The organism is Streptomyces sp. NPDC017202 (assembly GCF_044331705.1).
GTDB lineage: Bacteria > Actinomycetota > Actinomycetes > Streptomycetales > Streptomycetaceae > Streptomyces.
Genome location: NZ_JBIRNP010000001.1, coordinates 921,410 through 942,475, shown reverse-complemented (window position 1 = coordinate 942,475; position 21,066 = coordinate 921,410). Strand labels below are relative to the sequence as shown.

Genomic DNA, 21,066 nt, shown 5'->3' with positions numbered 1-21,066 from the left:
GGTGAGGTTGCTCCGCACCCGCTATGCCTCGTTGCGAGCACAGTCAGCGGCCTTCCCCACAGAAGCAGCTACTTGTACGCCACACTCGCTGAAGACAGCGTAAGGGAGGGGCCGGGGGTTGTGGCCTGGACCCTTGCATCACCTGGGCGGTGGCTGTCTGGTCTAGCTAGCTAGTTCAAGCCGTCGCATCAGTGCTGGGCCTTGCGCTGCCGTGCTCTTCGGTCAGCCACCGCTTTAAAGACTGCCAGAGAGCACTCCTCTGCCGGCTCATGCTCCCAGAAACGGAGCACTAGCCAGCCTGCCTCTGTGAGACGTTGATCAGTGTCGCGATCGCGCTGCATGTTCCGCAGAACCTTCTCCGACCAATAGCCCGGATTCGTCTTTGGCGGGACATAATGCTCTGGGCAGCCATGCCAATAGCAGCCATCGATGAAGACCGCCACCTTGACCGGACGGAACACCATGTCCGCTGTCCTGCGAAGCTCCGGCAAGGGGCGAGCAGCGACTCGGTACCGCAGCCCTTGGGCGTGAACGAGCCGACGGATCAGCTTCTCGGGCTTCGTGTCGCGGCTGCGGATCGCTTGCATATTGCGACGGCGGGCTGCGGACGAAGCCCAAGAACCCTCTGGGGGTTCCCACACGAGATCTTCCGGCACACGGCAGAGGGTAGTCCGGTAGTTGCCTGTCATGCACGGCCGACTGGGCAACAAGGTGAGACACGAAGGCCTCCGGTGTGGTGAAGGCTCAATGTCTTCACCACACCGGAGGCCTTCGCTGCGATCAATCTTGGCCAGAGTCGACAACACCTTGGATCAATTCAGCTAGCCTCTATGGGAGTTGGGGGCGTCTCAGCGGGAGGGAAAGCTCAGGCCTCCGCCCCGTGACACTCCCCATAAGCCTTCTGTGACCCGCACCAACAATCCGCCCCCCGCTGAGGCGGCCAAGCCGCCGCCCGCCCCCGTGCCGCCAGGATCGTCGCGTACTGCGGCAGCAGGTCGGGGTCTCCCGGGGAGGTGCCCTCCGAGGCCGCGAAGGCCTCGTACGACGGGACCGTGCCCGTCACGATGCCCAGGTTGGCCGTGCCGGAGGCGGACAGTTCGCGCAGGGAGGCCTCTATCACCGCGAGGTGGGTCTCGTGGGACGGGTACTCGGCGGCGAGGGTGGGGTAGGCCGACAGCAGCTCCGCCAGTTCGTCCGCCGGCCAGTGCAGGATGGCCACCGGGAAGGGGCGGGACAGGGCTTCTCGGAAGGTGCCCAGTTCGGCGCGGAGGCGGGAGATCTCGGCCTCCAGCTCCAGCGGGTTGTCGGACCCGAGGGACCAGACCCGCTTCGGGTCGTGGAGTTCGTCCAGGGAGACGGGGGACGAGTTCACGGCGTCGGCGAGGGTGTCCCAGTCGTCGTGGGCCGCGCCCAGCATGCGGCGGACGCGGTGGCGGCCGAAGAGCAGGGGGTGCGTGGCGTACGGCGGCTCCGGTACGTCCGTCAGCAGCAGCCGGGCCGCCTCGGTGAACGTCGCCTCCGCCGCCTCCAGCTCGTCGTGGGCCTCCAGGGACTCCGCGACGATCACCCAGGGGGCCGGGTCCCGCGGGGCGGCCGCGCGGATGCCGTCGATGATCGCGCGGGCCTCGGCCTCGTGGCCGTACTCCCACAGGTTCGAGGCCTTGAGGGCGCGGACCAGGTGCGGGGCGTCCAGGCCGGCCGGGGACGACAGCAGGCGGTCGTAGAGGGTGGTCGCGGCGGGGCGGTCGCCGGACAGTTCCAGGTGGGCCGCGGCCTGGACGAGCAGGGCCTCGGCGTCCTCGGGGTACAGGCCGGCGGTCCGCTCCAGGCGTGCCGCTTCGGCGGTGTGGTCGACGTTCTCGGCAGGCGTGTCGGGGCGCATGGGTGACACCGTACTGCCGACCGGTGACGAAGAGGAGACAGCCGCAGGCCAGGGGGGACGGGGAAGGGGAGGCCGGCCTGCGGCCCGGGGCGCCGGGGAGGGGGCGCCCCGGGAGTCCCGGATTCCTCGGGGCCCCGGATTCCCCGGGGCCCCGGATCCCCTAGACCGTCACCCCGTCCACCTGGAGGGTCTGCACCGCGCCCGCCGCGAAGGGCACGCTGACCGTCTTGCCGGACAGGTACGTGTCCGAGCGGGCCGTGTACAGGTCGCCGCCGCCCGAGGTCACCGTGTTCCAGCGGGGGACCAGGCCGCCGGAGCCGCCGGTCGCGGTGGTGAAGCGGGAGAGGTCGAAGGTCAGGGTCTGGGCCGACGCGGAGGTGTTGGCGGCGACGATCACCAGGCGCCGCGCGGCCCTGTCCAGCGCGGCCACCGCATAGCTGACGCCCGTGTCGAGGATCGTCATGCCGGGGCGGATGTGGCGGCTGAACTGGGCCATCACGTAGTACTTCGTGGTGACCGCGCCGGGCTGGAGGGTGGCCGCGTCGTACGCGATCATCGCCCAGTTCGTCGACGGGTCCATGACCTGCCAGTACACCCAGGCCGTCGGGTGCAGCCAGCGGAAGTCGTAGAGCAGGTTGCTCGCCATGGACAGGCCGGTGCCGTCGTTGTCGCCGGTCTCGGAGTTCCACAGGGCCTTGCCGGACGTCGTGACCACGTCCGTGTACAGGAGGTCCCGGCGGCCGCCCGAGCCCTGGTAGCCGTGCACGTTGACCCGGTTCACCAGGGCCTTCGTGGACGCGCCGAAGGAGTTCCACGTCGTGCGGGCGAGGTCGTAACTCGTCTCGTCCGAGGCGGAGATACGAGTGCCGGTCAGGCCGCGCTTGTCCAACTCGCTGCGCAGATAAGGCAGTACGGCCGCCTGGACGCTCGCGTCCATGTGGCAGCCCTCCTGGGTGCCGGTCGCCGTCCACCAGGACGAGGAGGGCTCGTTGAAGGGGTCGACCGTCGCGAAGTCCACCCCCCAGTTGTTCTTCGCGTACAGGGCGACGGCGGCCAGGTGGGAGGCGTGCTGGCGGTAGTTCCAGGACTGGAGGTTGTTGCCGCCGCCCGCCGCGCCCGAGGGGTTGTGGTTCAGGCACATCCACCACATGGGGGAGTTGGCGAACAGTTCGGTGGTCGCGCCCCGCGCGGTCGCCTTCGTCAGCATGGCCCGCTGCTTGGCGTCCGCCGACCAGTTCCACGCCGAGGAGGCGGGGTCCTCGTTGTTCCAGTCCTGCCAGAAGCCCTCGATCTGCTTGAACGCGGGGATGTTGGGGGAGACCGCCATCGACTCGCCGCCCACGCTGTTCCAGCTGCACGCGCCCAGGTTGTAGCGGGCGATGTTCATGCCGAGGCCGGGGAGCGTCCGGCCGCCGTAGGCCACCGACCTGGTCGTGAAGAAGAGGTCGGCGAAGTCGTCGCGGGCGCCGAAGACGTTCGCCCACCAGGCGAGGGAGGTGCCCCAGCCCTCCCACGTGCCGTAGTTCGTCGACGGGTTGACGCCGATCGTCGCGTCGGCGCGGGCCGTGCCGGCCGCCAGGCCGGTGCCGAGGAGGGCGCCGCCGGTGGCGGCCAGCAGGGTTCTGCGTCGGATCATGACTTCTCCGCTTCGCTCGACCGAGCTCGACCGGGGACGGGCCGGTCGTCCCGACCGGACACCGTCACCCGTGGCTCGTGCGGGAACGTGAGTGCGTACGCGCGTCACGAAGCATCGGGGGCGGCGCGTGGTGTTGTCGAGGGTTCCGACAGCCCTTTCTCAAACCCGCGGAGGAAGGTTCGACGGGACGAACGGGCCCGCACTCGCGGGTGGTTGACCGACCGGGCGCCGCCCCACGCCCCGGCCCGTTCGGGTATAACCGAACAAGGACGGCGACGCGAACAGGAGGGGCCACGGTGATCCGCGCCATGCTCGACACCCCTCTCCTGCGGCGCCGGCCCGCGGTCGCCCTCCTCCTCACCGTCCTCGGGCTCGCCCTGGCCGGCCTGATCGACGCGGGCAGCCTCTCCTCGACCGTCGCCCTCGCCGCGACCGCCGCCGCCGGGGCCGCCCTCGCGCTCTGCTCGCTCGTCGCCGCGCGCTGCGCCCCCGCCGTGCCGCGCACCCGGGTGCGGACGGCCGTCCGCGACCGCGACCGCCGTACCGCCTTCCTCCCGCAGCGCGATCCCGACGCCTCCGGACGGCCCCGGCCCAGGGCGCCCGGACACGCCCTCCCGACGGCCGTCGCGTAGGGCACCCAGGTCACCATCCGGGTCACCACCCACGTCACCACCCGGGTCGCACCGCTGACCACAGCGTGCCCCGCGCGGGCCGTCACGCCGCCGTATCCACGTCCCGGCACGACGAGACCCCCGGAGGGCCCCGTACCCATGTCCGTCTTCTCCGCCCCCTCTGTCACCTCTGTCCCCGCTGTCTTCTTCTCCGGCTTCGTCCACCTCGTCGAGCGGCTCGCCGACCTGCTCGAACCCCTCTTCCACGCCTCCGCGGCCGCCGCCGCGATCGTCCTGTTCACCGCGCTCGTACGGCTGCTCGTCCACCCGCTGTCACGGGCCGCCGCCCGCGGCCAGAAGGCGCGGGCGGCGCTCCAGCCGCGGATCGCCGAACTGCGCGGCAGGCACGCCCGCGACCCGGAGAAGCTTCAGCGGGCCGTGCTGGAACTGCACGCCCGGGAGCAGGTGTCCCCGCTGTCCGGCTGCCTGCCCAGCCTCCTCCAGGCGCCCGCCTTCCTCCTCCTCTACTACGTCTTCTCGCACTCCACGATCGGCGGCGAGACCAACGGCCTGCTCACCCACCGGCTCCTCGACGCGCCCCTCGGCGACCGCTGGACCGACGCCCTCGCCGCCGGCGGGGTGTTCGGCGGGGCCGGACTGGTCTACCTGGCGCTGTTCGCCGTCGTCGCGGCCGTCGCCACCGCCGGCTACCGCCTCACCCGGCGCGCGACGGCCATGAACGCGGCAGTCATGAACGCGGCAGTCATGAACGCGACGGCCGTGAACACGGCGACCGTGAGCCCGGCGACCGTGAGCCCGGCGGCGGGCGGGGAGCAGGTGCCCGGCCTGGGCGCGGTCACCAGGGCGATGCCCTTCCTGTCCTTCTTCACCCTCGTCACCGTCGCCGTCGTACCGCTGGCCGCCGCGCTGTACGTCGTCACCAGCACGGCCTGGAGCGTGGCCGAACGGGCGCTGCTCCACCGGTGACGAGACCGTGGTGACGGCCCCGTGGTGACGTCACCGTGGCGACGGCCCGGTGGTGACGTCATCGTGGCGACGGCCCGGTGGCGACGGTCCAGTACGTGAACCGGGTCTTGCGGAGTGGACGCGCGGCTTGGAGGATCGACCGGTCCTCCGACGGCCGCACCCGTCGGCGGGCGTTCGCGAGCGAGGGAGAATGTGATCATGAAGCTGCTGCGGGTCGGTACGGCGGGCGCGGAGCGTCCCGCGCTGCTCGACGCCCGGGGGACCCTGCGGGACCTGTCGGGCCTCGTGGACGACATCGACGGCGCCCTGCTCGCCGACGCCGACGCGCTCGGCCGCATCCGCGCCGCCGGCGAGTCCGGCGAGCTGCCCGCGCTGGACGCGGCCGGGCTGCGGGTCGGCCCGCCGGTCGGCCGGATCGGCAAGGTCGTGTGCATCGGGCTGAACTACCACGACCACGCCCGCGAGACGGGGTCCGCGGCGCCCGCCGAGCCCGTCGTTTTTTTCAAGGCTGCGGACACGGTCGTCGGGCCGTACGACACCGTGCTCGTGCCGCGCGGGTCCACGAGGACCGACTGGGAGGTGGAGCTGGCGGTCGTCATCGGCCGTACCGCCCGCTACCTGGAGTCGGCGGCGGAGGGGCTCGCGCACGTCGCCGGGTACGCCGTCGCGCACGACGTCTCCGAGCGGGAGTTCCAGATGGACCGGGGCGGCACGTGGGACAAGGGGAAGAACTGCGAGACGTTCAACCCGCTCGGCCCGTGGCTCGTGACGGCCGACGAGGTGCCCGACCCCCAGGCGCTGGGGCTGCGGCTGTGGGTCAACGGCGAGCTGAAGCAGGACGGCACGACCGCCGAGCAGATCTTCCCCGTCGGCGAAGTCGTCCGCTACGTCAGCCAGTTCATGGTGCTGTACCCCGGCGACGTCATCAACACCGGGACGCCGGCCGGGGTCGCCTTCGGGCGGCCCGAGCCGAAGCCGTACCTGCGGGCGGGGGACGTGGTCGAGCTGGAGATCGACGGCCTGGGGCGCCAGCGCCAGGAACTCAAGGGGGCCTGAGAGGCCGGGGCGCGGGGTACGGCGACCACGGGCCGTCCGCCGTTCGCGCCGGTGCGGCACGGCCGGACACCGGCGCGACCCCGCGCCCCTCGAACGGGATCCCGGCCCCGGCCCCGGTCCCGGCGTCTCAGCCCAGGTCCTTCTCCAGGAACTGTTCCAGGGCCTCGACGACGAACCGGTGGTCCTCCAGTTGCGGCAGGCCCGAGACCGTCACCGCGCCGACCACCCCGACACCCTCGACGGTGATCGGGAAGGAGCCGCCGTGGGCCGCGTACGTGTCGGGGTCCAGGCGCGAGGACTCCTCGAACGTCGTGCCCTTCGCGCGGTGGCGCGAGCCGACCAGGTAGGACGAGGTGCCGTAGCGCTCCACCACCCGGCGCTTGCGCGCGATCCAGGCGTCGTTGTCGGGGGCCGAGCCGGGCAGGGCCGCGTGGAAGAGCTGCTGGCCGGCGCGGTGGATGTCGACGGCGACCGGGGCCTGCCGTTCGCGGGCCAGCTCCACCAGCAGCGAGCCGAGCGCCCAGGCGTCGTCGAAGGTGAACTGCCGGAAGACCAGCCGCCGTTCCTGCGCCTGCAGCTCCTCCAGGGTGGGAGCGATCTCCGGGGTGAACCTGGGGGTGATCTCGTGCGTCACAGCGACACCGCCACTCCGTCTCGTGCCGAACGGCGGGCCGCCTCCAGGACGTCGAGCGCGGCGGCCGCCTCCGCGGCGGTCACCGGGTTGGGGCCGCCGTCGGTCAGTGCCTTCGCCACCGCAGCGTAGTAGGCCGGGTAGTCGCCGGGCAGGGTCCGCACGGCCCGTCCGCCGCCGGTCACCGGGGACTCGCCGGAGCCGACGCGCCCCCACAGCTCCTCGGGCTCCTCGCCCCAGCCGGGGCCGGGCCGCCCGCCGTCCCGCAGCGCCGCCTCCTGCGGGTCCAGGCCGTACTTCACGTAGCCGGCCTGCGAGCCCAGCACCCGGAACCGCGGGCCGAGCTGGGCGGTCGTCGCGGAGGCGTAGAGGTGGGAGCGGACGCCGTTCGCGTGGGTGAGCGCCAGGAACGTGTCGTCGTCGGTCTCCGCGCCGGCGCGGCGGACGACCGCCTCGGCGTAGACCCGCGTGACAGGGCCGAAGAGGACCAGCGCCTGGTCGACGACATGGCTGCCGAGGTCGTACAGCAGACCTCCGATCTCCGCCGGGTCGCCGGACTCCCGCCAGCCGCCCTTCGGCTGCGGCCGCCACCGCTCGAACCGGGACTCGAAGCGCCACACGTCGCCCAGCGCGCCCTCGGCGAGGAGGGAGCGCAGGGTGAGGAAGTCGTTGTCCCAGCGGCGGTTCTGGAAGACGGAGAGGAACAGTCCGCGCCGCTCGGCCAGGCCGGCCAGCTCCCGCGCCTCCGCGGCGGTACCGGCGACCGGCTTGTCGACGACGACCGCGAGGTCCGCTTCGAGGGCGGTCCTGGCGAGCGGCACGTGCGTCCTGTTCGGGGACGCGACGACGATCAGGTCCAGGTCCCCGGAGCGGGCGAACAGCTCGTCGGGGGTGCCGGCGACGCGTACGTCCGGGAACTCGGCGCGGGCCTGCTCCCGCCGCTCGGGGTTCGAGGTGACCACCGTGTCGAGGACGAGGCCCTCGGTGGCGGCGATCAGCGGGGCGTGGAAGACGGAGCCGGCCAGGCCGTAGCCGATCAGGCCCACGCGGAGGGGGGTACCAGTCATGCGACCTACTTTCGCAACGCTGTTGCCAAAGTGCAAGCGCGGGGGAGAATGGGCGCGTGAACAGGACGAACGGCGGCACGGCGGACGGCAGGAGCGGGACGGGCGGCCCAAGCAGCCCAAGCAGCCCAAGCAGCCCGAACGGCCCGGGCAGCCCAAGCGGCCCAGATGGCCTTGGCGGCCCCAGCGGCCCCAGCGGTCCTGGCGGCGCCCGCGGCGTGAGCGGCGCGACGGGCGGCGCCGTCGGCGCGAACCTCCTCGCCGTGCGCAGTCACAACGCCGCGCTCGTGCTCGACCTGCTGCGCACGGCCGGACCGGACGGCATCAGCCGGCTCGAACTCGCCGAGCGCACCGGCCTCACCCCGCAGGCCGTCAGCAAGATCACCGCCCGGCTGCGGGAGGAGGGCCTCGCGGCGGAGGCCGGCCGCCGCGCCTCCACGGGCGGCAAGCCGCGCACCGTGCTGCGGCTGGTGCCGGCGGCCGCCCACGCGGTCGGCGTCCACCTCGACCGCGACGAACTGCGGATCGTCCTCACGGACCTCGACGGGAGCGTGGTCGGGGAGCGCCGGGGCCCGCTCGACCTGGGGGCCGGGGCGGAGGCGGTGCTGGGGGCGGTGGAACGGGGCGTCGGCGAGACGGTGGGGCAGGGGCAGGGGCGGGAGCGGCAACAGGATCAGGATCAGCGACAGGATCAGGAGCAGGTGTCCAGGCTGCTCGGTGTCGGCGTCGCCCTGCCCGGTCCGCTCGACCACACCCGCGGCGTCCTGCACCGCGTCACCGGCTTCCCGGAGTGGGACGGCTTCCCCCTGCGGGACGCGCTGGCGCGGCGGCTCGGCGTGCCGGTGGTCGTCGACAAGGACACCAACGCCGCCGCCCTCGGCCTCGCCGTCGCCGGCGAACGCGGCTCCTTCGCCTACCTCCACCTCGGTACGGGACTCGGCGCCGGCCTGGTCATCGACGGCAGGGTGCACCGCGGGGCGCGCACCGGCGCCGGGGAGTTCGGCCACCAGGTCGTCCAGCTGGACGGGCCGCCCTGCCCCTGCGGCGACCGCGGCTGCGTCGAGGCGCTGTGCCTGGCGGCCATCGGCCGGGGTGACGTGGCGGAGGCGGCCCGGGTGCTGGGCACCGCCGCCGCGAACCTCGCCGGTCTGCTCGACATCGACCAGGTCCTCCTCGGCGGCCGCACGATCACCGCCGCCCCGGACCCCTTCGTGGCCGGGGTCGCGGCGGTGCTCACCGCGCGCGCCGCCCGGGAGGGCTCCCCGGACCTCGCCGTACCCGTACGACTCGCGCCCGGCGGGTCCGACGGCTCCGGCGGCCCGGCCGGGGTGGCGGAGGGCGCCGCCCACCTGCTCCTGGGGCCGGTGTTCGGGCGGACGGACGTATGAGGGGAGCCCGCTCCTCCGCGGTCCACACCCTGCGCCCCGCCCCTCCGCCGAACGAATGCATTCGCACGGCCGTACGGTGCGGCGGCCCCCGTCCGGCACCTCCCTGCGGCAGGCTCACGTGTTCATGCGACTGTGCACGCCCGTCTCCCTCTGCCTCGCCGCAGCCGCCATCCTGCTGCCCGGGCCCGCCTTCGCGGAAGCCGTGCCGAGCTGTGCCGGGGCGGACGCGGGGGACTTCCCGCTCACCACCCGGCTCCACGGCGGGCCCGACTCCTACCGTGCCGGGGGCGGCTACGGCACCTGGTTCATCGACCTCACCAACACCACCCGCCGCACCTGCGCCGACGTGCACCCGGTCGTCGTCCTCGTCGACTCCGCGCACGCCCTGAAGCCGGCCCAGGCCCACCTGGAGTTCTACGCCGACGGCCACCCGCACCCCGTCCGCTTCGAGACGACCGACGAGGACGAACTCGTCGGAGCACTCGCGGACGTCCCCGGCGCGACGGAGGAGCCCGCCGGGCCCGCGGAGCGCCCGGCCCCCTTCCCCGGCTTCACCGTCCCCCCGGGCCGGACCCTCACCGTGAAGCTGCGCCTCTCGCTCACCTCGGACGCCGTACCCAACCGGGTCACCGCGAACGCGGCGGTCGTCCAGCGCCAGGGCGACGACGGCGAGTGGGTCGGACAGTCGAACGACTACCGATTCGCCATCGAGACCGGGACCGAGACCGAGAAGGAGCCGGAGAAGGAACCGGAGACGGAGCCGGGGAAGGAACCGGGGAAGGAGAGGGAGTCCGAGGACGAGTCCGAGCCCGACCGCGCTCCCCGCTCGACCTCCAGCGCTTCCACCCCCGCCGCTTCCACCCCCACCCCCGTCCCCACCCCCGGCACCTCCCCCTCCCCCTCCCCCTCCACCCCGCCCTCCCTCGCCGACGAGGCCCAGGAACTGGCCCTCACCGGTCTCTCCTCCCCGGCCGGTGCCCTCGCCGTCACCGCCGGTCTCCTCGCCACGGGCGCCACCCTCGTCGTGCTCCGCAAGCGCCGCTGAGGGATCGCCGGGGGCGCGCCGGGGCGCTGCCGCGGCCCCGCCGGGGCGTCGCCCGGTTCACCTGGTGATCGGCCGGGTCCGGATCAGGCGGTCCTGACTAGGCTGGGGTGCGTCGGTACGCCGTGGTTCCGGCGACCCCGCACCGCCCGTACGCACGCCAGGAGACGCACCACATGGCAGACCGCAAGCCCATCGAGTCGTGGCTCACCGACATGGACGGGGTGCTCATCCACGAGGGCGTCCCGATCCCCGGCGCAGACTCCTTCCTGAAGAAGCTGCGCGAGTCGGGCCGGCCCTTCCTCGTGCTGACGAACAACTCGATCTACACCCCGCGCGACCTGCACGCCCGGCTGCGCCGCATGGGCCTGGAGGTGCCGATCGAGAACATCTGGACCTCGGCCCTGGCCACCGCCCAGTTCCTGGACGACCAGCGGCCCGACGGTTCGGCGTACGTCATCGGCGAGGCCGGTCTGACCACGGCGCTGCACGACATCGGCTACATCCTCACCGACCACGAGCCGGACTACGTCGTCCTCGGCGAGACCCGCACCTACTCCTTCGAGGCCATGACGAAGGCGGTACGGCTGATCAACGACGGCGCCCGCTTCATCTGCACCAACCCGGACGAGACCGGCCCCTCCACCGAGGGTCCGCTGCCCGCGACCGGCGCGGTGGCCGCGCTGATCACCAAGGCGACCGGCAAGCAGCCCTACTTCGCGGGCAAGCCCAACCCGCTGATGATGCGCACGGGACTGAACGCGATCGGCGCCCACTCCGAGACCAGCGCGATGATCGGCGACCGCATGGACACCGACGTGCTGGCCGGCATGGAGGCCGGGATGCAGACGTTCCTGGTGCTCACCGGTCTGACCCGGCCCGAGGACGTGGACGGCTTCCCGTACCGCCCGTCGAAGGTGGTCGACTCGATCGCGGACCTCGTCGACCGGATCTGAAACCTGTCACCGGGCGGAAATGACCCGGACGGAGCAGTGGGTGCCCCGCTGGAGATGCGGGGCACCGGCGCGCGGGGGAGCCTCCAGGTACTGGGAGGTTCACGATGGGTCCACTGAAAGTCACACTCTGTGCGGGTGTCGCGGTCGTCGCCGCGACCCTCACCCCGACGGCGTACGCCGCGAACCCGGCAGGCGGAGTCTCGGTGACCCCGTCGACCCCGGCCCCCGGCGCCGAGGTCGCCCTCGAGGTCACCGGCTGCTCGGGGAAGAAGGCCACCGCGGAGTCCGAGGCGTTCGTCTCCGACGCGCACCTGGTGGGCCCGGGCGGCCCGGGCGGCTCGCTGTCCGGTGAGACCCGGATCCGCACCTCGCTCGCCCCCGGTTCCTACCGCGTGACGATCGTCTGCGCCGACTTCGAGGTCAAGGGCGCGATCAAGGTCGTGGCGGCCGGCGCCCGGCCGGCCGCCCCCGCGTCCCCGGTCGCCCCGGTCCAGGCGGGTGGCGGCGGCGCGGCGCCCCTGGCCGCCGCCGACGACTCCCGCGTGGAAGGCCCCGGCGTCGCCCACACCGTCACCGGTCTGCTCCTGGCCGGAGCCGCCGCCGTCGCCGTGGTGCTGCGCGGGATCCGGCGGCGCCGTGGGACGGAATGACCATGTCCGAACGGGAACGCGGCTCCGGGCGACTCCTCATCGGCCTGGCCTGGGCGCTGCTGCTGCTCGGCCTGTGGCTGTGGGGCCGCGAGGTGACCGACGTGCGGCCCGGCGCCGCCGCCACCGCCACGGGTGACGTGGCCGCGGTCGGCCGACCCGCCGGCGCCGGGCTGCCGCCCGCCGCCCGTCCGCTGGCCGCCGCGCTGCCGCAGCGCGTGGACATCCCGCAGCTGGGCGTGCAGGCCCCGGTCGTGGCCCGCGGCCTGGACGCGCGGGGCGCGATCGCCGCCCCGCCCTACGACCAGGCGGGCGTCGTCGGCTGGTACGCGGCCGGGGTCAAGCCCGGCGCCGCCGGTACCGCGCTGATGGTCGGCCACGTCGACACCGAGACCCGCCCCGCGGTCTTCTACAAGCTGAGCACGCTCGTGGCCGGCGAGACGATCAGGGTGGTCCGCGCCGACGGCAAGGTCGCCGAGTTCACCGTCGACGACGTCTCCGTGGTCCGGCGCGACGGCTTCGACGCCCGCCAGGCCTACGGCACCCGCGAGTCGGGCCGCGCCGAGCTGCGGCTGATCACCTGCGGCGGCACCTTCGACCGGGCGAGCCGCAGCTACACGGCCAACGTGATCGTGTCGGCGTACCTGACCGGCACGGCGCCCTGACGGCCGGCGCGGGGGCCCCGGAACGGCTCCCCGAGACAGCAGAAAGCCCCTCGCTCGCGCGAGGGGCTTTCTCGTCTGTGCGCCGCCAGGGACTCGAACCCCGGACCCGCTGATTAAGAGTCAGCTGCTCTAACCAACTGAGCTAGCGGCGCCTGCTGACGACGTTAACTCTACATGACCTCCGGAGGTGCTCCGGACTCCCGGGCGACCCCCCGGACCTGCCCCGCACCCCCCGGGAGGGGCCCGCGTACATCATTCGGACCGTCAGCATGCGCGTCGGCAAGGCAGTTGGTGAAGACTGGCGAACGTGCACAGTCGCGGACATTTCCATCTGCAATGTGAGGGGAATCGCATGGCCGCTCCGGTGTTCGAGGAATTCGATCCCGCGAGCGACTGCGAATGCCCCGGATGCGTCGACCGGAGGCGGGCCGCAGGGGCTTCCCGGGCCGCCGGAACCGGCGGCCGCCCGGCCGTCCGCCGCGCCGTCGTCGTGGCGGCCGCGGCCTCCGCGGTCCTCGGAACCGGTCACGCGGCCCCCGCCCCGGCCGCCCCGCAGCAGGCCCCCGACCGGCCGGGGGCCCCCGCGGACGAGGGGCCCGAGACCCCGCAGGGCGCGAAGGCGCCCCTGCACGGGCCCGGCGGCAAGCCCGCCGGCGCGGTCCCGCTGCCGGCGACCACCCGAACGGAGATCATCGACCGCGCCAAGAAGTGGGTCGCGGCGAAGGTGCCGTACAGCATGAGCGCGTACTGGTCGGACGGCTACCGGCAGGACTGCTCCGGCTATGTGTCCATGGCCTGGAACCTGCCGGGGAACGAGTGGACGGGCAGCCTCCACACCTACGCGACCAGGATCACCAAGGAGGAGCTCCAGCCGGGCGACATGCTGCTGTTCCACAACCCGGCCGACCCGACGAACGGCTCCCACGTCGTCCTGTTCGGCGGCTGGACGGACTACACGCACGGCTACTACACCGTCTACGAGCAGACCCGCCCCACCACCCGCAGGATCGCCACCCCCTACGCGTACTGGACCAATTCCGGCAAGTACGTCCCCTACCGCTACAAGGGCCTGACCGCCGAGCCGAAGGTGCCGCAGGTCCCGGGCAAGGAGGGGGGCGGGGACGGCGCCAACCCCGGCTCCGGCGCCGCGCCGCCCGCGTACCCCGGGCGGGCGGCCTTCGGGCCCGGCGCCGACAACAAGCACGTCACCCAGCTCGGCCGGCTCCTCGTCGGGCGCGGCGGGAAGCGGTTCTACGCCTCGGGGCCCGGCCCGCGCTGGTCGGACGCCGACCGGCGGGCCACCCAGGCGTTCCAGCGGGCCCAGGGCTGGAGCGGCGCCGCCGCCGACGGGCTGCCCGGCCCGCTGACCTGGTCGCTGCTGACCACCGGCAAGGGCAAGGACATCGCCCCCGCGGGGTCCGGAGCGGTGGGCGCGCCCGCTCCCGCCCCGGCCCCGCGGGTCCCCGCCTATCCCGGCCGGGGCATGTTCCGGCCCGGCGCCGACAACGCGTACGTCACCCGGCTGGGGAGGCAGCTGGTGAAGAAGGGGTTCGGCAGGTACTACACCCAGGGGCCCGGCCCGCGCTGGGGCGAGGCGGACCGGCGGGGCGTCGAGGCCTTCCAGCGCGCCCAGGGCTGGCGCGGCGGGGCGGCCGACGGCTACCCGGGACCGGAGACCTGGCGGCGGCTGTTCTCGTAGGCCGGCCGCCCGATGGCCCCGGTCGTCCGGCCGTCCGGACGGACGCGGCGCCCCGTTGCCCGGACCACCCGGACCACCCGGACCACCGGGACCACCGGGACCACCCGGACTGCCCGGCGGCCGTGGTCGTCGGGACCACCCGGACTGCCCGGCGGCCGTGGTCGTCGGGAGCGCCCCGACCATCCCGGTTGCCGGGGCCGCCCACGGCGACCCCGGCCGTCGGACCGTCCCGACGACCCCGGTCGTCCCCATCCACTGTCATGGCGTATCTGGCGCGGAGGCTGGAGGCACGCATGAGTACGACCACTTCTCAGACGCCCGAATCGGAGGGGCCGGCACGGCCCGCCCGGCTGATCCAGAACGAGGCGACCACCGAGATCCCCGTCCATCTGCTGTTCCGCGACGACCCCGAGCCGAGGCCGGTGCCGCTCGGGCCCACCGTCGTGGGCAGCCGGGCGGGCACCGGGGAGCAGCCGAGGTTCCGCCGGCCGGCTCCGGCGAAGGCGCGGCCGGTCGCGCAGGTCGACCCCGCGCTCGTCGAGCGGCCCGGCCGCGTGCTGCCCGGCGCGGTCGGGGCGGCCGCCGGGGCGTGCGGGGCGGCGGGCTGCGCGGCCGTCTCGTGGTGGGCGGGGGTGCTGCCGCCGGTGGTGGTGGAGGCACTCGCGCTGCCCGCGTCGGCCGGCGCCGGGCTCGGCCCCGCGCAGTGGGCGGCGTACGCGGGGGCGGGCCTCCTCGGCCTGTTCGGCTTCGGCGGGCTGGCGCGCGGCAGGACCGGGCGGGCCTGGGTGCTCGGCCTGTTCGGCGGCTACCGGGGGACGGTCCGGCGCACCGGCCTGCTGTGGGTGAACCCGCTGCTGCTGCGCCGCCGGGTCGACGTACGGCTGCGGCACTGGCGCAGCGAGGCGATGCCCGCGGCCGACGGCAACGGGGTCGCGCTGCGGGTGGTGGCGCTCGTGGTGTGGCGGGTGCGCGACACCGCGCGGGCCACGCTCGGCGTGGAGGACCACGAGACGTACCTGCGCGAGTGCGTCGAGGCGGCGCTCGCCCGCGTCCCGGTGGAGACGCCGGGTGCCGGGCGGGGGGTGGTCGAGGCGTCCGGGGAGGCGCTGACCCGGCGGGTCGCGCGGGACGCGGGCGCGATCGGCCTGGAGGTGTACTCGGTGCAGCCGTTGCGCGTCGAGTACGCCCCCGAGGTGGCCGCCGCGATGAACCGGCGCCGGATCGCCGCGCTGGACGCCCAGCAGCGGGCGTCGGTGCTGGGCTCGGTGGTGGACTCGGTGGAGGACACGGTGACCCGGCTGACCATGCGCGGGCTGGTGGAACTCGACGACTACGAGCGCAAGGCGCTGGTGAAGGACCTGACGGTGGCGTTCTGCTCGGGACGGGGGGAGCAGTCTCCCTGACGACCCGTCGAACAAGTCCCCTCATTGGTATGGACATGTTCAATGGTCGGCAATAATCTCGAACTTGGTCTAGACCTGCACGCCTCACGGAACCTCCCCACGTTCTCCAGGAGCGGCAGCATGCGCAAAAAGACCAAGTGGTACGCCGCCGCGCTCGGCCTCACCACGGCGGGAGCCTTCGTGCTCACCGCCGGGGGCGCGAGCGGCCACGGCTACACCGACCTCCCCGTCAGCAGGCAGAAGCTCTGCCAGAACGGCACCGTCGCCAACTGCGGCAACATCCAGTGGGAGCCGCAGAGCGTCGAGGGCCCCAAGGGCTTCCCGGCCGCCGGACCGGCCGACGGCCGGATCTGCTCGGCGAACAACGCCCCGTTCGCCCAGCTCGACAGCCCGAGGACCCCGTCGGGCGCGGCCTGGCCGACCACCCGGGTGACCGGCGGCCAGTCGTACACCTTCCGCTGGCAGTTCACCGCCATGCACGCCACGACCGACTTCCGGTACTACGTCACCAGGCCGGGCTGGAACCAGGACCACAGCCTGGCCCGCTCCGACCTCAACCTGACGCCGTTCCTCACGGTGCCCTACGGCGGTCAGCGCCCGCCGCAGACCCTCTCCCACAGCGGCACCCTGCCGTCCGGGCTGAGCGGGCACCACGTCGTCGTCGCCGTCTGGACGATCGCCGACACGGCCAACGCGTTCTACGCCTGCTCCGACGTCACGTTCTGACCTCCGCCGCCGCAGATCACCGGCGGCGGCGCACCGGGAACGCGTCCGGCGGTACGCCGAAGGGCCCCTCGTGTCTCCACGAGGGGCCCTTCTTCTGTGCGCCGCCAGGGACTCGAACCCCGGACCCGCTGATTAAGAGTCAGCTGCTCTAACCAACTGAGCTAGCGGCGCATGACTCCCGCCTTCCGCTTGCGGCGGCCGGCGACGAAGAAAATACTACCCGGTCCGCGGGGGTGCTCCGGACCAGGCGCCGCCGGCCGCCGGGGGCCGTCCCGGACCACCCCCGACGACCGGCGGCCGGGCCGGCTAGGGCGTGTTTCGAAAGTGGCGTCGTCTGCCCGAAGGGCAGGCCCGGCGGCGTCTGGTGCGTGCGATCGCAAGGCGGAGGGTCGCCCCGATACTGGTGGTATCGGGGCGATCCCGACAACGCGGCTGGGGGTGCCCCCTCCGGGGGAGTGCGTGCCAGACGCCGCCGGGCTGGGGGCACCCCCTCTGGGGGAGGGACTTTCGAAACACGCCCTAGATGGCCAGCGAGAGCAGTACCCGGGTCGCGTTCCGGTTCAGGGTCTCGGCGGCCCGGCGCAGGCGGTGGGCGTGTTCGACGGGCAGGGACAGGGCCAGGCAGCCCGCGGTGGAGCCGGCCGTGATCGGGACGGCCGCGCAGACCGTGCCCACGGCGTACTCCTGGAGGTCGAGCACCGGCACCGTGGGTGGCTGCGACGCCAGGCGGGAGAGCAGCAGCGTGTCGCTGGTGATGGTGCGCGAGGTGAGGCGGGCCATCTTGTGCCGGGACAGGTGGTCGCGCCGGCCGTCGTGGTCGAGCTGGCCGAGAAGGCTCTTGCCGAGCGCGGTGGCGTGGGCGCAGGAACGGAAGTCGACCCACTCGTTGACCGCGGGCGTGGCCGGGCCGTCGGCGTACTGGGTGACGGTGACCTCTCCGTCGACGTAGCGGCTCATGTAGACGGCGGCGCCGACGCAGTCGCGCAGCCGGTCCAGGGTCTGCTGGAGCTGGTCCCTGAGGGCCTCCTCGTGGTGGTGTGCGGACGCCAGGCGGGTCAGGGCGGCGCCGGTGACGTACGCCCCGTCCGTGACCTGCTCGACGTATCCCTCGCGGCGCAGCATCCGCAGGAGCGGGGTCAGTCGCTCCGTGCCGAGGCCGGTCTCGCGGGTCAGTTCGGCGTCGGTGACGCCTGTGGTGTGCCGGGCCACCGTCTCCAGGACGCGCAGGGCGTCCTGGGTCGAGTCGTACGGCGCGGTCGGCTCGTGTCTCAGCGCCACGGTTCCCCCTGCGCTCGCTGTCGGCTGCGCTTGCTGTCTGGGCCGTCATCCGGCCGGTGAACCGGTTCCACGATATCCGGCGACGGGCCCGTGGGAAGGTGCGTCGGGCGGATCACGGCCCTCTCAGCAGGGGGATCGTTCCGCCGTCATATGCCGACGGCGTGGCGCGGGCGCCGCCCCGGGCTCAGAGCACGGCGCTGAGGAACTCCCGCGTCCGCTCCTGCTCCGGCTCGCTGAAGATCTTCTCCGGCGGGCCCGACTCGACGACGCGACCCGAGTCGAACATCAGTACCTGGTCGGAGATGTCCCGGGCGAAGTTCATCTCGTGGGTCACGCAGAGCATCGTGATGTCGGTGGTGCGGGCGATGTCCCGCAGCACGTCCAGGACGCCGGCGACCAGCTCCGGGTCCAGCGCGGAGGTCACCTCGTCCAGGAGCAGGACCTGCGGCCGCATCGCCAGCGCCCGCGCGATCGCCACCCGCTGCTGCTGGCCGCCGGACAGCTGGGTCGGGTACTTGTCGACGTGCTCGGTCAGGCCCACCAGGTCGAGCAGCTCGCGGGCCCGCTGTTCGGCCTCGTCCCTGGACAGGCCGAGGACGGTGACCGGGGCCTCGGTGATGTTGCGCAGCACCTTCATGTTCGGGAACAGGTTGAACTGCTGGAAGACCATCCCGATGTTCTTGCGGACCTCGCGGACGTGTTTCTCGCCGGCCCGGACGAGCCTGCCGCCCCGCTCCTCGTGCGTCAGGTAGTCGCCGCCCACCCTGATCGTGCCCTCGTCGGGCCGGTCCAGGGTCATCAGCAGCCGCAGGATCGTCGTCTTGCCGGAGCCCGACGGGCCGATCAGCGTGACGTGCTTGCCGGAGTCGACGGAGAAGTCGAGCCGGTCCAGGACGGTGTGGTCGCCGAAGCGCTTGGTGACCTCGTCGAAGCGGATCAGCTCGCGGCCGTCCACGGGCGGATCGGCGAGGGTGCCGGTGTTCTGCGCGGCGCCGGCGGCGTCGGCATGGATCTCAGCGGCATCGGTGCCGGCGGCATGGGTCTCAGCGGCATTGGTCTCAGCGGACAAGGCGTCGCTCCAGGGCTCGGATCAGGAGGGAGGCGGGGTAGGCGACGGCGATGAAGGCCACGCCCACGACGGTGAGCGCCTCGGTGGTGAAGGTCTCGTTGCTGAAGGACTGGGCCTCGCCGAGCATGTCGAAGGCGCCGATGGTGGCGATCATCGGCGAGTCCTTCAGCATGGCGATGACGTAGTTGCCCAGCGGCGGGACGACGCGGCGGATCGCCTGCGGAAGGATCACCGCCCGCCAGGTGCGGGCCCTGGACAGGTTCAGCGCCGTGGCCGCCTCCCACTGGCCGGCGGGGACGCCGTCGATGCCCGCGCGGTAGACCTCGGCGGTGTAGGTGGAGTAGTGCAGTCCGAGGCCGACGATGCCGGTGGTGAGCGGCGACATCGACGGACCGAAGTTGGGCACCACGTAGAACAGGAAGAACAGCTGCACCAGCAGCGGGGTGTTGCGGACGAACTCCGTGACGGCGACGACCGGCCGGCGCACCCACACCCGCGCGGACCGCTGGGCCAGTGCCCACACCAGGCCCAGCACGAACGCGATCAGGGCGCCGGCGGCCAGGGCCTGCAGGGTGACGAGCACGCCGTCCCAGAACCGCGGCAGGAAGTCCTCCACGACGTTCCAGTCCCAGTTCATCGCGCACCTCCCGCGGACCGCGCACCGGCCCGGAGACCCTCGCCCCGGGTGCCGGTCCTCCCGGTGGTGCCGGCGGACTTCTGCGGCAGCTGGCCGATGCCGGCCTTCGCCCTGCGCTCCAGCAGCCGCATGCCACGGGTGAGGAGGAAGGCGAGGACGAAGTAGAGGACCAGCAGCAGGGCGTAGACCGGGGTGGTCTCGTTGGTGCCCAGCCGGAGCAGGTTGCCGGCGAACGTCATGTCGGCCACCGTGATGACCGAGACCAGGGCGGTCCCCTTCAGCAGCTCGATCAGCAGGTTGTTGAACGGCGGCACCATCGCGGGCCACGCCTGGGGCAGTTCGATCAGGCGCAGCCGCTGCCCGCGGGTGAAGTTGAGCGCGATGCCCGCCTCCTTCTGCGCCGGGGCGACGGCGGCCAGGGAACCGCGGACGATCTCCGAGCCGTAGGCGCCGTAGGTCAGGCCGAGCGCGCTGACACCGGCCCACAGGGGCACCAGCTGCCAGCCGAAGAGGGGCAGGGCGAAGAACATCCAGAACATCAGCACCAGCGCCGACATGCCGCGGAAGACCTCGAAGTAGGTCCCGGCGAGGAAGCGGACGATCCAGTACCGCGAACCGCGGGCCAGGCCGATCCCGAACGAGACGGCCGCGGCGAGGGCCGCCGCGTACACGGTGACCTGGACGGTGACCCAGACGCCCGGCAGGAACCAGGTGGTGAGGAACTGCGAACTCATCATCAGTCGCACAGCTCCTTCGCCGTGAGGTCCGTCATCTCGTCCCTGCCGAAACCGAAGGGGCCGACGATCTCCAGCAGTTCCCGGTAGTCCTGCTGCTTGAGCTTCAGCAGTTCCTCGTTGAAGGCGTCCCGGAGGTTCTTCTCGGACAGCCGGAAGGCGAACCCGCCCGCGCCGTAGGCGGGCCTGCCGTCCACCACGGGCTGGAACGGCTCGGTCGCCGACACGCGCCCGGAGCCCGCCACCACCGACTTGACCGTGATGCGGGTGCCGGCGAAGGCGTCCACCCGGCCCTGGGCCACCGCGTCCAGGCCGGCCACCTGGTCCGGCAGCACGAGGACGTCGCGGATGCCCGCGGCCCTGGCGTAGTCGATCTGGGCGTAGGCCTTGCCGGAGGCCAGCGTGAGCCCCTTCTTCCTGACGTCCGCGTACGTCCTGATGCCGTGCGGGTTGCCCTTCCTGACGATGAAGGAGTCCAGCAACAGGTAGTCCGGGTCGGCGAACAGGACCTGCTCGCACCGGACCGGATTGATGTACATGCCGGCGGACACCACGTCGAACTGCCGCGCCTTCAGCCCGGGTATCAGGGCGCCGAAGTCCACCGGCACCGGCTCGACCTCGTCGATGCCGAGCCGCTTGAAGACCACCTCCGCGATCGCGGGCGCCTCCCCGGTGGCCCGTCCGTCGTCCCCGATGTACCCGAAGGGCGGTTCGCTGGCGATGCCGATCTTCACGGACCCCTGATCGCGCAGGGTGTCCAGAAGACTGCCTCCCAGGACCTTCCCGTCGTCCGGCACGCGGCTGCAGCCGGCCGTCCCGAGACTCCCCGCCGCGCCCAGCGACACCGCTCCGACGAGCAGTGAGCGGCGGCCGATCCCCGAGCGGGATCTGTCGGGGGTTCCTGAACGGTGTGCGTGTGGATGTGCGTGTGGTCGAGCCATGGGCGCGCGGCTAC

Annotated in this window: 21 protein-coding genes and 2 tRNA genes; 11 read left to right on the top strand and 12 right to left on the bottom strand. The window is 73.0% G+C overall.

Features of this window, described 5'->3' with window-relative positions; genetic code table 11:
- Positions 1-188 precede the first annotated feature (188 nt).
- From ACH4N1_RS03995 to ACH4N1_RS03985, 3 genes are all read right to left on the bottom strand, one after another.
- Positions 189-656, bottom strand: coding sequence for a very short patch repair endonuclease (locus ACH4N1_RS03995; RefSeq protein ID WP_398094323.1), 468 nt, complete (start codon positions 654-656; stop codon positions 189-191).
- A gap of 209 nt (positions 657-865) precedes the next feature.
- Positions 866-1,882, bottom strand: a complete 1,017-nt coding sequence (locus ACH4N1_RS03990) for an SEC-C domain-containing protein (protein WP_398094321.1) — start codon at positions 1,880-1,882, stop codon at positions 866-868.
- Positions 1,883-2,042: 160 nt separating this feature from the next.
- The gene (locus ACH4N1_RS03985; RefSeq protein WP_398094319.1) at positions 2,043-3,518 is read right to left on the bottom strand and encodes a beta-1,6-galactanase; all 1,476 of its coding nucleotides are present in this window, start codon (positions 3,516-3,518) and stop codon (positions 2,043-2,045) included.
- Between the two features lie 308 nt (positions 3,519-3,826).
- Here ACH4N1_RS03985 and ACH4N1_RS03980 point away from each other — a divergent pair, with 308 nt between their 5' ends.
- The 3 genes from ACH4N1_RS03980 to ACH4N1_RS03970 all read left to right on the top strand — a co-directional run bounded on the left by ACH4N1_RS03980 (position 3,827) and on the right by ACH4N1_RS03970 (position 6,172).
- Positions 3,827-4,150, top strand: coding sequence for a DUF6412 domain-containing protein (locus ACH4N1_RS03980; RefSeq protein ID WP_398094404.1), 324 nt, complete (start codon positions 3,827-3,829; stop codon positions 4,148-4,150).
- A gap of 138 nt (positions 4,151-4,288) precedes the next feature.
- Positions 4,289-5,116 carry a YidC/Oxa1 family membrane protein insertase gene (locus ACH4N1_RS03975; RefSeq protein ID WP_398094318.1) on the top strand — a complete coding sequence of 276 codons (828 nt, stop codon included), beginning with the start codon at positions 4,289-4,291 and terminating at the stop codon, positions 5,114-5,116.
- A gap of 198 nt (positions 5,117-5,314) precedes the next feature.
- Positions 5,315-6,172, top strand: a complete 858-nt coding sequence (locus tag ACH4N1_RS03970; protein WP_398094317.1) for a fumarylacetoacetate hydrolase family protein — start codon at positions 5,315-5,317, stop codon at positions 6,170-6,172.
- 127 nt (positions 6,173-6,299) lie between these two features.
- On the opposite strand, the gene ACH4N1_RS03965 is transcribed toward ACH4N1_RS03970, so the two are convergent.
- Positions 6,300-6,806, bottom strand: coding sequence for a heme-degrading domain-containing protein (locus ACH4N1_RS03965; RefSeq protein WP_398094315.1), 507 nt, complete (start codon positions 6,804-6,806; stop codon positions 6,300-6,302).
- Complete coding sequence (locus ACH4N1_RS03960) at positions 6,803-7,870, bottom strand: Gfo/Idh/MocA family oxidoreductase (RefSeq protein ID WP_398094313.1); 1,068 nt, start codon at positions 7,868-7,870, stop codon at positions 6,803-6,805. Before ACH4N1_RS03960 ends, ACH4N1_RS03965 begins: the two co-directional genes overlap by 4 nt.
- 56 nt (positions 7,871-7,926) lie before the next feature.
- On the opposite strand from ACH4N1_RS03960, the gene ACH4N1_RS03955 reads away from it, so the two are divergent.
- The 5 genes from ACH4N1_RS03955 (at position 7,927) to ACH4N1_RS03935 (ending at position 12,565) form a co-directional block, all read left to right on the top strand.
- On the top strand, positions 7,927-9,255 hold the full coding sequence (locus ACH4N1_RS03955) for an ROK family protein (protein ID WP_398094312.1): 1,329 nt from the start codon (positions 7,927-7,929) through the stop codon (positions 9,253-9,255).
- Positions 9,256-9,373: 118 nt separating this feature from the next.
- Complete coding sequence (locus tag ACH4N1_RS03950) at positions 9,374-10,300, top strand: hypothetical protein (protein WP_398094310.1); 927 nt, start codon at positions 9,374-9,376, stop codon at positions 10,298-10,300.
- Between the two features lie 173 nt (positions 10,301-10,473).
- Positions 10,474-11,253: an HAD-IIA family hydrolase gene (locus ACH4N1_RS03945; protein WP_398094309.1), complete on the top strand. Its 780-nt coding sequence runs from the start codon at positions 10,474-10,476 to the stop codon at positions 11,251-11,253.
- Between the two features lie 104 nt (positions 11,254-11,357).
- Positions 11,358-11,903 (top strand): hypothetical protein, encoded by a 546-nt coding sequence (locus ACH4N1_RS03940; RefSeq protein ID WP_398094307.1) that lies wholly within the window; start codon positions 11,358-11,360, stop codon positions 11,901-11,903.
- A 2-nt stretch (positions 11,904-11,905) separates the two neighbouring features.
- Positions 11,906-12,565 (top strand): class F sortase, encoded by a 660-nt coding sequence (locus ACH4N1_RS03935; RefSeq protein WP_398094306.1) that lies wholly within the window; start codon positions 11,906-11,908, stop codon positions 12,563-12,565.
- A gap of 78 nt (positions 12,566-12,643) precedes the next feature.
- On the opposite strand, the gene ACH4N1_RS03930 is transcribed toward ACH4N1_RS03935, so the two are convergent.
- Positions 12,644-12,717 (bottom strand) — tRNA-Lys (locus ACH4N1_RS03930).
- Positions 12,718-12,917: 200 nt separating this feature from the next.
- Between ACH4N1_RS03930 and ACH4N1_RS03925 the strand changes: the two genes are divergently transcribed.
- The 3 genes from ACH4N1_RS03925 (at position 12,918) to ACH4N1_RS03915 (ending at position 16,393) form a co-directional block, all read left to right on the top strand.
- Positions 12,918-14,264, top strand: a complete 1,347-nt coding sequence (locus ACH4N1_RS03925; protein ID WP_398094304.1) for a peptidoglycan-binding protein — start codon at positions 12,918-12,920, stop codon at positions 14,262-14,264.
- Positions 14,265-14,557: 293 nt separating this feature from the next.
- Complete coding sequence (locus ACH4N1_RS03920; protein ID WP_398094303.1) at positions 14,558-15,667, top strand: SPFH domain-containing protein; 1,110 nt, start codon at positions 14,558-14,560, stop codon at positions 15,665-15,667.
- Between the two features lie 120 nt (positions 15,668-15,787).
- On the top strand, positions 15,788-16,393 hold the full coding sequence (locus ACH4N1_RS03915; RefSeq protein WP_398094301.1) for a lytic polysaccharide monooxygenase: 606 nt from the start codon (positions 15,788-15,790) through the stop codon (positions 16,391-16,393).
- Positions 16,394-16,490: 97 nt separating this feature from the next.
- Here ACH4N1_RS03915 and ACH4N1_RS03910 read toward each other — a convergent pair.
- The 6 genes from ACH4N1_RS03910 to ehuB form a co-directional block, all read right to left on the bottom strand.
- A tRNA-Lys gene (locus ACH4N1_RS03910) sits at positions 16,491-16,564 on the bottom strand.
- 348 nt (positions 16,565-16,912) lie between these two features.
- Complete coding sequence (locus tag ACH4N1_RS03905; protein ID WP_398094300.1) at positions 16,913-17,671, bottom strand: IclR family transcriptional regulator; 759 nt, start codon at positions 17,669-17,671, stop codon at positions 16,913-16,915.
- A gap of 184 nt (positions 17,672-17,855) precedes the next feature.
- Positions 17,856-18,626, bottom strand: coding sequence for an ectoine/hydroxyectoine ABC transporter ATP-binding protein EhuA (gene ehuA, locus ACH4N1_RS03900; RefSeq protein ID WP_398094403.1), 771 nt, complete (start codon positions 18,624-18,626; stop codon positions 17,856-17,858).
- 103 nt (positions 18,627-18,729) lie between these two features.
- A complete protein-coding gene (gene ehuD / locus ACH4N1_RS03895; protein ID WP_398094298.1) occupies positions 18,730-19,377 on the bottom strand; it encodes an ectoine/hydroxyectoine ABC transporter permease subunit EhuD in 648 nt (215 codons plus the stop codon).
- Complete coding sequence (gene ehuC, locus ACH4N1_RS03890; protein WP_398094297.1) at positions 19,374-20,114, bottom strand: ectoine/hydroxyectoine ABC transporter permease subunit EhuC; 741 nt, start codon at positions 20,112-20,114, stop codon at positions 19,374-19,376. Before ehuC ends, ehuD begins: the two co-directional genes overlap by 4 nt.
- On the bottom strand, positions 20,114-21,052 hold the full coding sequence (gene ehuB, locus ACH4N1_RS03885; RefSeq protein ID WP_398094296.1) for an ectoine/hydroxyectoine ABC transporter substrate-binding protein EhuB: 939 nt from the start codon (positions 21,050-21,052) through the stop codon (positions 20,114-20,116). The genes ehuC and ehuB overlap by 1 nt, the downstream gene beginning before the upstream one ends.
- Between the last annotated feature and the right edge of the window lie 14 nt (positions 21,053-21,066).